Here is a 15,053-nt window from a genome sequence, read left to right on the forward strand (position 1 = left end):
CCTAGTTTAGATTTCTTTTAGCTTTAACTATTTAATTATTACCTTAATCTACTGGCTTAAGGAATACGGCTCCAAGTGCTGGAACAGTAATCCTTGCAGAATACGGCCTGGAATGATATTCTTCGGCGGCTGCAGTAAATGTGCCGTTGTGAATATCGGAGCCGCAATACTTAGCGTCGTCGGTAGTAAGAATCTCTTGCCACTTTCCGCCCTTAGGCAATGCCACCTGGTAGTCTTGCCAAGCTTGACCCGAGAAGTTAACAACAACAACGATTTCTTCGCCATTATCGCCAATTCTCATGTAGCTTAAGGTGTTGTGATCGGAATCGTCGCTAGTAAGCCACTGGAATCCATCTGGCGTAAAGTCTTGGCTCCAGAATGCTCGAGAGCTCTTATACAAAGCGTTAAGATCTGCAACCAGCTTTTGTACACCTTGATGGAATGGCCATTGAAGCTCGTGCCAATTAAGCGAATTGTTGAAGTTCCACTCGCAAGACTGGCCGATTTCTCCGCCCATAAACAGAAGATTCTTGCCTGGGTGAGACCACTGATATGCCAAGAGAGCTCGAAGGCCAGCAAATTGTTGCCACTCGTCTCCAGGCATCTTTCCAAGAAGAGAACCCTTGCCGTACACAACTTCGTCGTGGCTTAGAGGCAACACGTAATGCTCGGAATACGCGTAAACCATAGAGAATGTGATTTCGTTGTGATGCCAACGACGATTAATTGGCTCTTCTTTAAGGTATTGCAACGTGTCGTGCATCCAGCCCATGTTCCACTTTAAGCCAAAGCCTAAGCCACCCATGTCTGTAGGAGCAGTAACGCCTTGGTATGCAGTGGACTCTTCTGCAATCATCATAATTCCAGGATTATTCTTGTATGCAGTAGCGTTTGCTTCCTTAATAAAGTCAATAGCTTCAAGGTTTTCGCGTCCGCCATACATGTTTGGACGCCATTGGCCAGCTTCACGGCTGTAATCCAGGTAGAGCATAGAAGAAACAGCATCTACTCGCAAAGCGTCAACGTGATATTCGCTAAGCCAGAAGCACGCGTTAGCAACCAAGAAGTTGCGAACCTCGTGTCTGCCAAAGTTAAATATGTACGTTCCCCAATCTGGGTGCTCTCCGCGGAGTGGATCTGGGTCTTCGTAAAGTGCAGTGCCGTCAAATCTACCCAAAGCAAAGTCATCCTTAGGGAAGTGTGCTGGAACCCAATCCATAATCACACCAATGCCAGCCTTGTGTAGCTTGTTTACCAAGTACTTAAAGTCATCTGGGCTTCCAAGCCTGGAATCAACAGCATAATAACCAGTAACCTGATATCCCCAAGATCCCGAGAATGGGTATTGGGTAAGAGGCATAAACTCAACGTGAGTAAAGCCTTCTTGCTGAACGTAATCAACCAAGTGATCTGCAAGCTCGCGATAATTCTCGTAATCACGATTCCAGCTATTTGCCTGAACTTCGTAGATGCTAACAGGGCCATCATGTGCATTAGTCTTTGCGCGCTGCTCAAGCCATTCACTATCGTGCCACTTAAAGTCGGAGTCAACAACAACAGAGCCTGTGTTAGGTGGGACTTCGTGAGAGCGCTCCATTGGATCCGCCTTCATAATCCAGTTTCCAGCTTGAGTCATAATCTCAAACTTGTAAACCTCACCTGCGCCTACTCCTGGAATGAAAAGCTCCCAAATTCCGCTAGAGCCAAGGGATCGCATTGCGTGGCGGCGGCCATTCCAATAGTTAAAGTTGCCAACAACTCTTACAGCGCGAGCGTTTGGAGCCCACACAGTAAAGGATGTTCCAGTAACCTTTTTAACCATCTTTCCTGTTTCTGGGCTTACAATACCCCAAGAATCAGTGATGCTTTTAACATGAGCGCCTAACGCTTCCCAAAGTCTTTCGTGCCTACCTTCACCGAACAAATACATGTCCATGTCGCCAATTTGCGGCAGGTAACGATATGGGTCATCGTCTACAGACTCGGTTCCGTCTACTTCTACGGTACGAATGCGGTAGCTAGGAACAGACCATTCCTTGCTTTTAGCATGCTTAGTTGCAGGAATAGTGGCAACAAAAATGCCATTGTATTCGTGCTGAGCTTCGTATTCGCCGCTCTTAGTGAGAATGGTTACCTTCTTGGCCATTGGTCGCAAAACGCGAACCGTGGCAGTACCAGCGCCTTTGCCAGTTCCGAGATGTCCACCAAGGACCTCGTGTGGATTGTAGTATTCTGCGTTGCTCACCGCAGCAAGCACGTCTTGACGAACGGCAACTGCGATTGCATCTTCATTGATGTTAGATACTGTACTCATGTTGTCTATCATACAACATTATTTGCGTATGTCTTGTGTGTTTTGAGCAAAGTTTTACTAATAAGTCAAAAAAATAATTTAATAGTGCTCAAGTCTTTGCCTTATGGGAGACTGAAATGAGTTTTTCTGTGCATACGGAGGGTTCTGTGGGTTATCAAGTCGGCGATATGGTCGTCTATCCTCGTCATGGTGCGGCTAGAGTCGAGGAAATTAGTGAACGTACTGTTAAGGGTGTTACTAGGCAGTATTTGCGCTTAGTTGTATTGTCTTCAGATGGTTTAGAGATTAACGTTCCAGTAGATAATGTTAAAAAGGTTGGCGTTCGAGACATTGTTGGCGCCAAAGAAGTTGCTAAAGTTTTTGAGATTCTACGCACTCCAATCATCGAAAAAGAGATGAATTGGTCTAGAAGATACAAGCTTAATGTGGAAAAAATTGCCACGGGCGATGTTAATAAGATTGCGGAAGTTGTTCGCGATTTGTCGCAGCGAGATGTTGACGAACATGGGCTTTCTGCAGGAGAAAAGCGTATGCTTGCTCGCGCTCGCAGCATTCTTATATCGGAGATTGCGCTTTCGGAAAAGATTGACGAGACTCAGGCGGAGCGTTTGCTTAACGTGAATCTTGGTTACGCCAATCCTTTGCCAGGAGACGAAGAGCATCACACTCAAGCTCCAGAAGAAGCTGCTGCAGACACTCTTAGATTGCTTGCGGAAAAGTCTAAAAAAGCTAAGAAGAAGTAAGTTTATTTTTATTAGCTTAAATTTTATTAGCTTAAATTTGCTACGTAGGAGCGCATTGTGTGCAAACCGCCGAAAGTGATTTCGATTGTAGGACCAACAGCATCTGGCAAAACGAGTCTTGGTATTGCGATTGCAAAGAAATTTGCTGAACGTGGTGTAAAAGCGGAAATTATTAACGCAGACGCATATCAAATGTACCGTTATATGGATATTGGTACAGCAAAAGCCACTAAAGAAGAGCAAAGCGAGATTAAGCACCATTTAATAGACATTATTGATCCTCAAGAATCTATGAGCGTTGCAAAGTTTCAAACGCTTGCGCGCCAATGCATACGAGATTTGCAAGAAAAAGGTATTCGCCCGATTCTTGTTGGAGGATCTGGTCTATATGCTCGCGCTGCTGTAGATGATATAACTTTTCCTGGCACAAATCCTGATGTTCGCAAATCTTTGGAAGAACGCGAAAAATCGCAAGGAGCAATGGCGCTTTTTGAAGAATTACAAAGGCTAGATCCAGTGGCTGCTAAAAATATGGATCCAAGAAATTCGCGCCGAACAATTCGCGCGCTAGAAGTTATTGAGCTAACAGGTAAGCCGTATTCTGCAACTTTGCCAAAATACAAGTATTTGATTGATTGCGTGCAAATCGGATTGGACTTAAGTAGAGAAGATTTGGATGCACGAGTGGATCTTCGCACAAAAATGATGCGCGAGCAGGGTTTTGTAAACGAAGTTAAAGAGATTCGCTCAAAGCTTGGTGTTACTGCTATAAGGGCTTTGGGATACAAGCAAATAATGGACTATTTAGATGGGGTTTGTAGCGAAGACGAAGCATTTGCTGATATTGCTCAGAAAACTAAACGTCTTGCTAGAAAACAAATGGGTTGGTTTGGAAGAGATTCGCGTATTCATTGGATTAATGCTTTGCAGCCAGATATTGTTGATGCTGCTATGAAAATAATTGACGCGGCGGATAATGGCGATTTTAAAGATGATTTGATTGCCGAATCAACTTCCCATCATCTCGGCGTGTTAATTGACGAATAGTAATAATAGAATAAGTTTTTAGATAATTAATCTTTAGATGTTTATGCGTGAACCCTAGCTTAGGCTGGGGTTCATTGCGTATAAGGCATATTGGGAATGATATTGAGAAACGATATCGAGATACTTATTTGTATGAACATAGGAGATTTGTGTGAATAATCATCATTTGTCAAACTCTTCCAGTGAAATCTTAGAGAAGAATGATTTAAGTACTTCTGGAACTAATGCCGCTTCTTTGCAAGATGCTATTAAAGCAAGTGATGCGCATCAGCATAAGCTAACTATCACTTTGGCTTTAACGTCAATTGTGTTTTTGGCAGAAGTAATCGGATCTATTTTAACTAATTCGATTTCTTTGCTAATTGATGCTGGTCATATGCTAACGGATATTTCCGTTTTAGCTGCATCTACGGTTACTGCGATTTTAATGCGCAAAAAGCCTAATGCAAAGCGCACTTGGGGGTGGGCAAGGCTAGAAGTGATTACTGCTGCAGCTGGCGCTCTTGTGCTTCTTTTTGTAGGCGTTTATGCGATTGTGGAGTCGGGGATGCGTCTTTTTGGCGCAAGTCATAATGAAATTCACAGTGTAAGTCAGCTGCTTTTCTTTGGTATTCTAGGTCTTCTTGCAAATATTGCTTCGCTTATAATTCTTGTTTCTCAATCTAAAGACAATATGAATATGCGAGCAGCGTTCTTGGAGGTTATGAACGATGCTTTAGGCTCTGTAGCAGTAGTTGTTTCTGCATTAGTTATGATAGCTACAAATTGGAGCGGTTTCGACGCTGTAGCTGGTGGAATTATAGCAATTTTGATGATTCCACGCGCTTTGCATTTGCTTAAAAATGCTGTAAAAGTTTTGCTTGAGCAAACGCCAGAGGGCTTGGATATAGAAAAAGTTCGTGACCATCTTGAACACGTTCCGCACGTTCTTGCTGTTCACGATTTGCATGCAAGCACTGTTTCTACAGGAATGCCTATTTTTATGGCGCATGTTGTTGTTGAGCGCGATTTGACGATGGGGCAGTGTGCAGATATTTTAAGCCAGCTTCAAGATTGTTTGCGTGAGCATTTTCCAGTTTCTGTTTCGCATACAACGTTCCAGTTGGAGCCAGAGGGATATACTACTCAAAGTTCGTCGGAGCATCACGAGTAGTTTTGTTGAGTAGCTTTTGAGTAGTTTTGTATTGCAACAGTTACGCGTGTTGTAAATACATGTAAAGTAGAGTGATATTATGCCGTTAAAAGAATTAATAGACAACGCGCATAGCGATCGCGTTAAGCGCATTTGTGCAATAAGTCGCGCAAAATCGCGAGGGGATGGACGCTTTTTAGTTGAAGGCCCGCAAAGCGTTAGGGAAGCTGTAAGGTACGCGAGTAAGTCGATTTTAGACATTTATGTTTTGCAAGATGCTGTTAATAGTGGCAGTAATCGTAGTTATAGTGGTGTCACGAGTAATGGTGGCCCTATAGAAGTAATCGCTAAAATCGTTGACGAATCATTAAAAAATAATTGCTATGTTCATCCTGCAACAGCAGAAGTTATGCGCAAAATCAGCACGGATTGCCAGGGGATTGTTGCGCTTTGCGATTCTAAGGTTTTAGACGAAGAATTTAGTAAAGAATTCAATAAGATTAGTGAAGCTGATAAAGCTGGGCTAGAGAGCAGCGATGATACTAAATCTTGCAAAAACAAAAACATATTAATTGCATCATGTTGGCAAGTAAGAGACCCGGGCAACGCTGGTGCGATTATTCGCGTTGCAGACGTAGCTGGATGCAATGCTGTTGTTTTTGTTGACGATTGCGTAAGTAGATTTAACTCAAAGCTTGTTCGATCTAGTGCAGGATCGTTATTCCACTTGCCAGTAGTAAAAATGAGCGAAAACGAATGGTTTGATTGGGCAAAAAATGCAAAAATTAAAGTGATTGCTGCAGATATTTACGGCACGGAAAATAAAAAGCCAAAGTCGTTTGCGCGTGTTTTAGATTCGTTTAATAATGCGTCTAATGTCGCGTCTAATATCGCCGATAATGTTTCCTCTAATGTCGCAATATTATTTGGAAACGAAGCCAGAGGATTGCCGCAAGAAGTATTAAATAAAGTAGACGAAATATCGGTAATACCAATCTACGGAAAAGCGGAATCAATGAACTTAGCAACCAGCGCAGCAGTAATGCTAATGGGCTTGGCTATGTCTAGTCATGAGCGAAAAATGGGGATTTGAGACGTTTTTGAATGCTCTACAAAAGTACGCATACACGGATAGGAAGGGTGCTGTGGCAAAGAGTCAGCCGTTCGATGCAAAGGCAATTACAAAGGTAGTAAAAGAGGGCATTGCTTGTGTTCAAGCCGCTAAAACAATGGAAGATTTAAAAGCGGCAAAAACTAAGTATGCTGGCGCCCAGTCTGCAATGACGCTTGCTAGCAAAGCTATTGGAAGTCTTCCAGTAGAAGAAAAGAAAGAAGCTGGCAAAGTAATGTCTGCTTTGCGTGCTGATTTTGGTAGAGAGTTTGCGGCTGCGCAAGAGCGTATCAAGGCTGTTGAAGAAGCAAATATGCTTCAAAAAGAAACAGTTGATATGACTTTGCCAATAAATCGTAAGCCGCTTGGCGCTCGCCATCCGATTGCGCGTATTATCGAAGACTTTGAGGACTTTTTTGTGTCTATGGGTTGGCAGATTTCTGCAGGTCCAGAGGTGGAAACTGAGTGGTTTGACTTTGATGCATTGAACTTTGGTCCAGATCATCCTGCTCGCCAAATGCAAGACACTTTCTACGTGCAAGGAAATCAGGCGAAGGATGCTGCAGGATTTGTGGGATCCAACATGGTTTTGCGCACGCAGACTTCTTCCGATCAGGTTCGCGCGTTAATTGAGCGAGGCGTTCCTCTGTATATTGCATCCCCAGGCCGCGTGTTCCGCACGGATGAGCTTGATGCCACGCATACGCCAGTATTCCATCAGTGCGAAGCTTTGGCTGTAGATAAGCACTTGAGTATGGCAGATTTAAAGGGTGTGCTTGATCGTCTTGCTGTTGCAATGTTTGGTCCAGATGCAAAAAGCCGTTTGCGCCCAAGCTACTTCCCATTTACGGAACCTAGTGCGGAGTTGGATCTTTGGTTCCCAGATAAAAAGGGTGGCCCAGGTTGGATTGAATGGGGCGGTTGCGGAATGGTTAACCCGAACGTTCTTAAGTCTGCAGGCTTAGATCCAGATGTTTATACGGGATTTGCTTTCGGTGTTGGTTTGGAGCGCACTTTGCTGCTTCGTCACGATATTAACGATATGCACGATTTGGTTGAAGGCGATAAGCGCTTCGCAGAACAGTTTGTGATGGGAGAGTAACTCATGCCAATGGTAGATATTGACTGGCTTAAAGATCATGTTGAAGTGCCAGAAGACTTGACTTATACTCAGCTTGCTAAAGATTTAGTACGCGTTGGCTTGGAAGAAGAAGAGATTCATGATTCTCAAGTTACAGGTCCTATTGTTGTAGGCTACGTTGTTGATGCTACTCCAGAGCCACAAAAAAATGGCAAGGTTATTAACTGGTGCCATGTTGACGTTGGAGATAAATACAACGAGGTAGACGAAAATGGCAATAAGGTTCCTCGTGGTATTATTTGCGGCGCTCCAAATATGGCTGCTGGAGAAAAGGTTGTTGTAACTCTTCCTGGCGCAGTTTTGCCTGGCGATTTTAAGATTGAGCCTCGCAAAACTTACGGCCACATTTCTAACGGAATGTGCGCTTCTGAGCGCGAGCTTGGGTTGGGAGATAGTCACGATGGCATTATTTTGCTACGCGAATATGGATTCTCTAAAGCAGAATACGAGGCATTAAAGCCTGGAGATGACGCAATGTCGCTTCTTCACTTAAACAAGCCTTTGCTAGAGATTAACATCACTCCTGATCGCGGTTACGCGTTCTCTTACAGGGGTGTTGCGCGCGAATATCACCATTCAACTGGTGCTGCATACATGGATCCTGTAGTGGAACTTAACAATAAGGTCAGCCAGGTTTCTGTTGAAAACGCGTCTACAGATATTGAAGTTAGCATTGAAGATACAAACCCTATTCATGGCGTTGTTGGATGCGATCGATACTACGCGCGTGTAGTGCGCAACTTTAATCCACAATCCGCAAGCCCTAATTGGATGCGTAGGCGTTTGACTCGCGCTGGAATGCGTGGAATATCTCTTGCAGTAGACGTTACAAATTATGTAATGCTCGACTTAGGTCAGCCTCTTCACGCCTATGATTTAGACAAGATTGAAGGTCCTATTGTTGTTCGCCGCGCTAAAGCTGGAGAGCATTTAACAACTTTAGATGGCAAAGATAGAGAGCTTAACGTTGAAGACTTGCTTATTTGCGATTCTCCAAAGGGAAATCACGGTTCTCGTGTTCTTGGCCTTGCTGGTGTAATGGGCGGAATGTATGGAGAAGTGACGAGCGAAACAAAGAATATTCTTGTTGAAGCTGCACACTTCGATCCCGTTTCTATTGCGCGTACAGCTCGTAGACACAAGCTTCCAACCGAGGCATCTCGCCGCTTTGAGCGCGGAGTAGATACTCAACTTCAGCCTGCAGCTGCGCAAATGGCTGTTACAATGCTTAGCGAGTTTGGTTCTGGAGAGCCTTCTAATACGCCTACAGACGTAAATAATACGGTTGATAGAAACGTTATTGTGTTTAAGGCTAGCGAAGTAGAACGTGTTTCTGGTTTAAGCATTGATTTAAACCGCATTAGCGATATTCTTACGGATATTGGTTGCTCGGTTGCTGGCGGCGGAAATGGTTCTTTCTCTGTTTTGCCTCCAACTTGGCGTCCAGACTTAAATGAGCCATGCGATTTGGTTGAAGAAATTGCGCGCTTGGTTGGCTACGATGAGATTCCTGTTAAGGTTCCAGCTGTTCCTGTTACTGGCAAAACTGGTTTAACGCAGGAGCAAGCAACTCGTAGAGCTATTGCTTACGAGCTTGCAGAAATGGGCTTGGTTGAATCTTTGAGCTACCCGTTTGTTGGTGAGGAAGATTTTAAAGCTTTCCGCCAGGACGTTGATTCGATTTCTAAAGTCAGTGTAAAAATCGCAAATCCTTTGGCTGGCGATCGCCCTTGGCTTCGTAGGAATGTTCTTACCACTTTGGCTGGAACGGTTCGCAGGAATATTCGCCGCGGCTTGAGCAATGTTTCGCTTTATGAGCTTGGCCACGTGTATTTTGCAGATCCTAATGCTCCTGCAATTCCTGCTTTGCCTGGCTCGGTTCGTCCTACGGACGCTCAGCTTGCAGCTTTGGATGCGGGTTTGCCTAAGCAGCCTTTGCATGTTGCGGCGCTTTTTACTGGTAAAGCAGAAGAAACTGGCTGGCTTGGTGCGCATCGAGACGTTGATTACAGCGATGCTCTAGAAGCTGTTCAGCGTTTAGGAAAGCGCATTGGCGTTGATTTTAAGATTCGTCAGCTTAGTGCAAACAATGCTCCAGCATCTTGGCATCCAGGACGTACTGCCAAAGTGTTTGTTGCTGTTGATGGCGGCGACGATGTGGAAATTGGCATTGTTGGCGAGCTTCACCCTAGCGTTAATGAGAACTTGGATTTGCCAAAGCATTCTGCAGCATTCGAGCTTGATTTGAGTGCATTGTTTGATGCAATGCAAGTTAAGCCTGTTCAAGCAAAGCCTGTTTCTACATTCCCTCCAGTTAAGCAGGACTTTGCGTTTGTTGCTCCTTCTTCTTTGACTGCTGGCGATTTAGAGAAAGCTATTGTTAAGGCTTCTGGCGATTTGCTTGAGTCGATTGAGCTGTTTGATGTTTATGAAGGCGAGCAGCTTTCAGATGGTTTGCGCTCTCTTGCTTATTCTGTAACGTTTAGAGCTGCAGACCGTACGCTTTCTGGAGAAGAAATGGAAGCGGTTCGAGATGCAATTACAAAAGCTGCTAAAGATTTGCATGCAACTTTGCGCGTGTAAAATCGTGAATTAGCTTTTAATTAATGCGGCTGAATAACTATTCTTTAGTTGTTTGGCCGCATTTTTTATTGTGATTTTATTGTGATTTTACTGTGATTTTTATTCAGTATATTCGTTATATCCAATATGCAAATATTAATAAAGATCAATAAATATTAGTAAATATTGGCCAATCTTGGTAAATATACGGAAAGTTATGCATATATACATGTATATTAGATTGGAATAGTTTTTTTAGAAAGGTTTGTCAGCTATGGTTCATGCAAAGAAGAATTTTGGGAATTTTGATGATAATGACTCTGCTGGCAAACAGCGTCCTGCAACTAAGGCTGCGCGATTAAACGCGATTGAGCAGGCGCTTTTAAGCGAGGTTATTACTTCTCAATCGCAGCTTGCTTCTGTTTTGGCTCGTAATGGTTTTGATGTTACTCAAGCAACTCTAAGTCGCGATTTAGACGAGATAAATGCTGTTAAAATTCGTCTTACAGATGGCAGAATTGCGTACGTCTTGGGAGATGGCACTGGCAACCGTCACGCAATGGACACAGTTAGGATTGATCAGCAAGTTGCAAGAACTCTTTCTGGTCTTATTACAGAAGTTGGATTTGCTAATAATATTGTTGTGATTCACACTCCTTCGGGCGCTGCTCAATATGTTGCGAGTGTTATTGATAGGCAGCCATTAAAGGGAATTTTAGGTTCGGTTGCTGGCGATGATACCGTGCTTATGGTTTGTGTTTCTAACGAAGAAGCGGAAAATCGTGCAAATTGGATGCTTTCTGTTGCGTCAAGGTAGTGGAAAATCTGCAGCAAAATGGCGTGCAAAGCTTAAAATATCTGCCATTTGATATCTGCAATTTAATATCTGCCATTTTGTAATACGCATATTCGATTAGGGTGAATTTTATGATTACGATTACAACTTCAAACTTAAACGGTATTCGCGCCGCCGAACGCAAGGGAATGCTTGATTGGGTGCAAAATCACGCGCCAGATGTGTGGTGTATGCAAGAGGTTCGTGCTCCGCAAGATGCGATTGATCCGATTATGAGTAAAATTGAGGATTTATATGCATCTAAAAGTGGCGAATCGCAGCAGAATAATGGGCCATTTTGCGTTACAAACCAAATTTGCAAGGTTAAAGGTCGTGCTGGAGTGGCGCTTGTAACGTCTTTGCCAGTTATAAATCAGCGTTATGGTTTGCCTGGTTTAACCGAAGACGTGGATTCTGGGCGCTGGGTAGAAACCGATGTTCATACGCCTTTGGGGTATGATATTACGGTTGCGTGCGTGTATGTTCACGCTGGAAATGTTGACGATCCGCAGAAAATGCATCAAAAATTCCGCTTTCTAGATACTATGCTTACGCGATTGGGCGAGCTTAGAGATATTGCTGCAAGTGGCGGAAATCAGGCGATTTTGTGTGGCGATTTTAATATTGCGCACACGCTTCTTGACATTAAAAACGCTAAGGCGAATGAAAAAAGTGCTGGATTTTTGCCAGAAGAGCGCGCGTATATAGATCGCTGGATTAACGAATACGAGTTTGTAGACGTTATGCGAATGCTTGCTGGCAATATTCAAGGGCCATACACGTGGTGGAGTCAGCGCGGCAAGGCTTTTGATAACAATGTTGGATGGCGTTTAGACTACCAATTTGCAACTCCAGAGCTTGCAGAAACTGCTTGCGGATTTGTGATTGACCGCGCGCCAAGCTACGATTCGCGTTGGTCTGATCACGCTGCGCTAAGCATAAGATACAATGTGTGATTTTGCTTTGCTTGTGGTAGTCTGGTGAAGTTGAGTAAAAGTGGCGTTGGCCATTAGAAAAGAGGAATCATGGGATGGTTTAAGTCAAAGCGCAAGTCTAAAGATGCAGATAAAAATGCTGAAAATCTTGCGGATTTGCAATCCCAAAATTCAGCCTTAAACGAGCTTGTTGAAGGTGGATATAACGCAGATACTTATTTAGGCCGAGGAAACCTTAGAGGCCCGTGGGATATTGCAGACGAAAAAGTTCCTGATTTAAGTGCGTATATTGATTTTGGTGCTATTCGCATTCCGTATTTGCAGGGAATGGAGCTGCGTGTAAAAAAGCAGCGTGAATCCGGGCAAGTTCTTGGCGTAACTGTTACGTATAAGTCTTCTAGCGTTGAAGTTGAGGCGTTTGCAGCTCCTAAAACAGAAGGAATCTGGAGCGAAGTTCGCGCGGATTTGCTTAAGGGAAATTCTAATGCCAGGGAAGTGAATGGCGTTTTTGGCAAAGAGCTTATACTGCCAGTTAAAGTTGAAGATAAAACTGTGGATACGCGAATTGTTGGAGTAGACGGTACGCGTTGGATGCTTCGCGGAGTATTTTCTGGTGTAGCTGCTGCAGATTCTGCTGGAAACGCTGCTGCTGGAAACGCTGCTGCAGATGCAAAAAAGGCTAGCGATGAAACCGTTTTGCTTAACAAGTGGTTTAGCGACATTGTTGTAGATCGCGGGGGCGAACCATTAGCTCCTCGAGATATGATTCCAATGCATGACGTTTCGGTTCCTAGAGATTCTGGCGATGGCAATGGCAATGGCGATGGCGATTCTGGCGAAATTCCAGGCCGTCCAAAGGGTCCGCTTGGTGCCGATCAGCAGGTGGAAGTAAAGACTACACTAACTCGCGGCCCAATGTTCTCCGAAGTTCGTTAGTAAAATCAAATAGCAAAAGTCGTTAGCAAAAGTCATATAGTAAAGTTCGACGGTAAAGTCAGGCAGCAAAGGATATTGTCTTGGAAAAAAATGTGCGCGGCAAAAAACGCTCGGGATTAGCTTCTTTGGCTTCAATTGGATCCGAAGAAAAAGCGTTTTCCGTGATTGACTCCCTTGGCGGAGTTCGAGGAGTAATCGAATCCATGCTGCCAGGCTTGCTGTTTGTTATTTGCTTTGTTGTAACACGAAATGTGCAAACAACGGTTATTGCGTCGGCTGTTCTTGCAGTTTTGCAAGTTGTAGTGCGCCTTATTCAGCGCCAGTCAATTATGGGAGCAATTAGTGGGCTTGTTTCCGTTGGAATCTGCCTTATTTGGGTGTGGACGAGTCATCAAGCGCGCGACTACTATATGATGGGCTTTATTACAAACGCTGTGTATGGTGTGCTTCTTGCGATTTCGCTGATTGCTCGCGTGCCAGCGCTCGGGCTTGTGATTGAGTCGATTCGCAAAATGCCTACGGAAAATTTTGGCGCGTGGCTTCACGAATGGCTTGATTATAAGCCACTTAAGCGTGCGTATATGTATGTTACTGGATTGTGGATTGGCGTTTTTGCGCTGAGGCTCGTTTTGCAAGTGCCATTATATTTGACGAATCACGTTGTGTGGCTTGGCACTGTTCGATTGCTTATGGGATTGCCGTTCTGGGCGCTGGCAATTTGGGTTTCTTATTTGATTATTGCAACGCCGTTTATGCGTCTTCATCATAAAAATCGCGAAGAAAATCAGCTTAACAAAACGCAAAACTAAGGGGTAGTCTATGCAAGTGACGATGCGAATCGAGCGATATGCGGATCAAGGAAGATGCGTAGGTCATCTCGAAGGACGCGTTGTGTTCGTGCGATTTGCGCTCCCTGGTGAGCTGGTTGTTGTGCGTATGGATGAGCCGATGCGTGCAAAAGCGCACTTTTTTACTGGCGAAGTTGTAGAAGTTTTGGAGCCTAGCGCGGATCGTGTGGAGCCTCGCTGGAAGCTCGCGGGTCCCTTGTCTCAGGGCGGCGGAGTTGGAGGAGCGGATTTAATTCACGTTTCTTTGCCTGGTCAGATTCGTTGGAAGGCTTCCGTGATTGCCAATCAATTCCAACGTTTAGCACACATGGATATTGCGGAAAGCGATGTTAGTGTTGAGCGCATTCCAGGGGACGAGGAGCTTAACGGATTTAATTGGCGTACGCGCATGGAGTTGGTTGCGGATGATGAAGGGCGATTGTCTATGCGTAAGCGCGAGTCGCATGACCGCATTGCGATTGATACTATGCCGCTTGCGTCGCGCGCGGTTTTGGCTGTTGCGGATTCTTTGGACTTGTGGAATCGTTCTTTCTCGCCAAATGCGCAAATTCGTCTTGCTGTTCCAGAGCCTCGAGTTGATGGTTTAGATTTTAATGACAAGGCTGCGCTTCTTAGTGCGATTGGCGAAAATTATGCGCTTATAGTAAATGATGAGTTGGTTGCAGGCTCGGATTTATTGCGCGAGCGCGTGCGTGTTGCGGCTGCTGGCGATTCATCGCGTATGCGTACTTTTGACTACGATGTTGACGCGCGCGGTTTTTGGCAGATTCACCGCGCAGCTCCAGAGCATTTGGTGAACTACGTTTTGGGATTAGTTCGTTCTGCGCTTGGTGGGCGTAGCAAGAATACGGTTTTGTGGGATTTGTATTCTGGTTCGGGTTTGTTTACGATTCCGCTTGCGACTTTGGCTAATGTTGGCGGGGATTCTAATGGTGCTGCAGATTCAATTGGTTCTGCTGAACCAGCTCGAGTGCTTAGCATTGAGGGTGCGCCAATTGCTGTAAAGAATGCAAGGCGAAACATTGGGCGCGCAGGTCTTAGCAGGGATGTTGTTGAAGCTTTGCAAGGCGATGTTGCGCAAACGCTTGAATCGCAGGTGTTTAAGGCGAGTAAGTCATCTAAGATTGTTCGTCGATTTGCGCATCCTGATGTTGTTGTGTTAGATCCTCCGCGCGCTGGTGCTAAAGCTCAAGTTTGTAAGCAGATTGCGAAGTCTGGTGCTAGAAGCGTTGTGTATGTTGCTTGCGATCCGACTAGTCTTGCTCGCGATGTTGGCACGTTTAAGGAGCTTGGTTACAGCGTTCAGTCTTTGCGCGCGTTCGATATATATCCCAACACTCATCACGTCGAGACTGTCGTATTGATGTCAAAGGCTGATTAGGTGGGTGCAAATTTGCCTTTGTGTAGCAAGGCTTAGCGAGGTCTATCGTTAAAAGGTTTAATGCGTGG

Annotated in this window: 12 protein-coding genes; 11 read left to right on the plus strand and 1 reads right to left on the minus strand. The window is 44.6% G+C overall.

What is annotated here, in order from left to right; all coding sequences use genetic code 11:
- Nucleotides 1-43: 43 nt before the first annotated feature.
- Nucleotides 44-2,314 (minus strand): 1,4-alpha-glucan branching protein GlgB, encoded by a 2,271-nt coding sequence (gene glgB / locus HMPREF3216_RS00565; protein ID WP_060786504.1) that lies wholly within the window; start codon nucleotides 2,312-2,314, stop codon nucleotides 44-46.
- 146 nt (nucleotides 2,315-2,460) lie between these two features.
- On the opposite strand from glgB, the gene HMPREF3216_RS00570 reads away from it, so the two are divergent.
- The 11 genes from HMPREF3216_RS00570 to HMPREF3216_RS00620 all read left to right on the plus strand — a co-directional run bounded on the left by HMPREF3216_RS00570 (nucleotide 2,461) and on the right by HMPREF3216_RS00620 (nucleotide 14,985).
- On the plus strand, nucleotides 2,461-3,057 hold the full coding sequence (locus HMPREF3216_RS00570) for a CarD family transcriptional regulator (protein ID WP_196485409.1): 597 nt from the start codon (nucleotides 2,461-2,463) through the stop codon (nucleotides 3,055-3,057).
- Between the two features lie 57 nt (nucleotides 3,058-3,114).
- Entirely contained in the window at nucleotides 3,115-4,104 is a 990-nt protein-coding gene (miaA, locus tag HMPREF3216_RS00575; RefSeq protein WP_060786479.1) for a tRNA (adenosine(37)-N6)-dimethylallyltransferase MiaA, read from the plus strand.
- Nucleotides 4,105-4,255: 151 nt separating this feature from the next.
- On the plus strand, nucleotides 4,256-5,257 hold the full coding sequence (locus tag HMPREF3216_RS00580) for a cation diffusion facilitator family transporter (protein ID WP_016834654.1): 1,002 nt from the start codon (nucleotides 4,256-4,258) through the stop codon (nucleotides 5,255-5,257).
- A 79-nt stretch (nucleotides 5,258-5,336) separates the two neighbouring features.
- Nucleotides 5,337-6,329 carry a TrmH family RNA methyltransferase gene (locus HMPREF3216_RS00585; RefSeq protein WP_060786480.1) on the plus strand — a complete coding sequence of 331 codons (993 nt, stop codon included), beginning with the start codon at nucleotides 5,337-5,339 and terminating at the stop codon, nucleotides 6,327-6,329.
- A gap of 52 nt (nucleotides 6,330-6,381) precedes the next feature.
- Nucleotides 6,382-7,449 (plus strand): phenylalanine--tRNA ligase subunit alpha, encoded by a 1,068-nt coding sequence (gene pheS, locus HMPREF3216_RS00590; RefSeq protein WP_081090881.1) that lies wholly within the window; start codon nucleotides 6,382-6,384, stop codon nucleotides 7,447-7,449.
- A 3-nt stretch (nucleotides 7,450-7,452) separates the two neighbouring features.
- A complete protein-coding gene (pheT, locus tag HMPREF3216_RS00595; RefSeq protein WP_081090875.1) occupies nucleotides 7,453-10,071 on the plus strand; it encodes a phenylalanine--tRNA ligase subunit beta in 2,619 nt (872 codons plus the stop codon).
- A 253-nt stretch (nucleotides 10,072-10,324) separates the two neighbouring features.
- A complete protein-coding gene (locus HMPREF3216_RS00600) occupies nucleotides 10,325-10,867 on the plus strand; it encodes an arginine repressor (RefSeq protein WP_016636269.1) in 543 nt (180 codons plus the stop codon).
- Between the two features lie 110 nt (nucleotides 10,868-10,977).
- Nucleotides 10,978-11,841 (plus strand): exodeoxyribonuclease III, encoded by an 864-nt coding sequence (locus HMPREF3216_RS00605; RefSeq protein ID WP_060786481.1) that lies wholly within the window; start codon nucleotides 10,978-10,980, stop codon nucleotides 11,839-11,841.
- Nucleotides 11,842-11,910: 69 nt separating this feature from the next.
- On the plus strand, nucleotides 11,911-12,756 hold the full coding sequence (locus HMPREF3216_RS00610) for a DUF3710 domain-containing protein (protein ID WP_060786482.1): 846 nt from the start codon (nucleotides 11,911-11,913) through the stop codon (nucleotides 12,754-12,756).
- A gap of 80 nt (nucleotides 12,757-12,836) precedes the next feature.
- Nucleotides 12,837-13,565: a DUF3159 domain-containing protein gene (locus tag HMPREF3216_RS00615; RefSeq protein ID WP_060786483.1), complete on the plus strand. Its 729-nt coding sequence runs from the start codon at nucleotides 12,837-12,839 to the stop codon at nucleotides 13,563-13,565.
- A gap of 10 nt (nucleotides 13,566-13,575) precedes the next feature.
- The gene (locus tag HMPREF3216_RS00620; protein WP_060786484.1) at nucleotides 13,576-14,985 is read left to right on the plus strand and encodes a class I SAM-dependent RNA methyltransferase; all 1,410 of its coding nucleotides are present in this window, start codon (nucleotides 13,576-13,578) and stop codon (nucleotides 14,983-14,985) included.
- Nucleotides 14,986-15,053 lie beyond the last annotated feature (68 nt).

This window comes from Gardnerella vaginalis (assembly GCF_001546455.1).
Taxonomy (GTDB): domain Bacteria; phylum Actinomycetota; class Actinomycetes; order Actinomycetales; family Bifidobacteriaceae; genus Bifidobacterium; species Bifidobacterium vaginale_B.

What these genes read in the sequence shown, in the direction of transcription:
- glgB (WP_060786504.1), bottom strand. Translation starts at nt 2,314, where the DNA reads ATGAGTACAGTATCTAACATCAATGAAGATGCAATCGCAGTTGCCGTT.
- HMPREF3216_RS00585 (WP_060786480.1), top strand. Translation starts at nt 5,337, where the DNA reads ATGCCGTTAAAAGAATTAATAGACAACGCGCATAGCGATCGCGTTAAG.
- pheT (WP_081090875.1), top strand. Translation starts at nt 7,453, where the DNA reads ATGCCAATGGTAGATATTGACTGGCTTAAAGATCATGTTGAAGTGCCA.
- HMPREF3216_RS00600 (WP_016636269.1), top strand. Translation starts at nt 10,325, where the DNA reads ATGGTTCATGCAAAGAAGAATTTTGGGAATTTTGATGATAATGACTCT.
- HMPREF3216_RS00605 (WP_060786481.1), top strand. Translation starts at nt 10,978, where the DNA reads ATGATTACGATTACAACTTCAAACTTAAACGGTATTCGCGCCGCCGAA.
- HMPREF3216_RS00610 (WP_060786482.1), top strand. Translation starts at nt 11,911, where the DNA reads ATGGGATGGTTTAAGTCAAAGCGCAAGTCTAAAGATGCAGATAAAAAT.
- HMPREF3216_RS00620 (WP_060786484.1), top strand. Translation starts at nt 13,576, where the DNA reads ATGCAAGTGACGATGCGAATCGAGCGATATGCGGATCAAGGAAGATGC.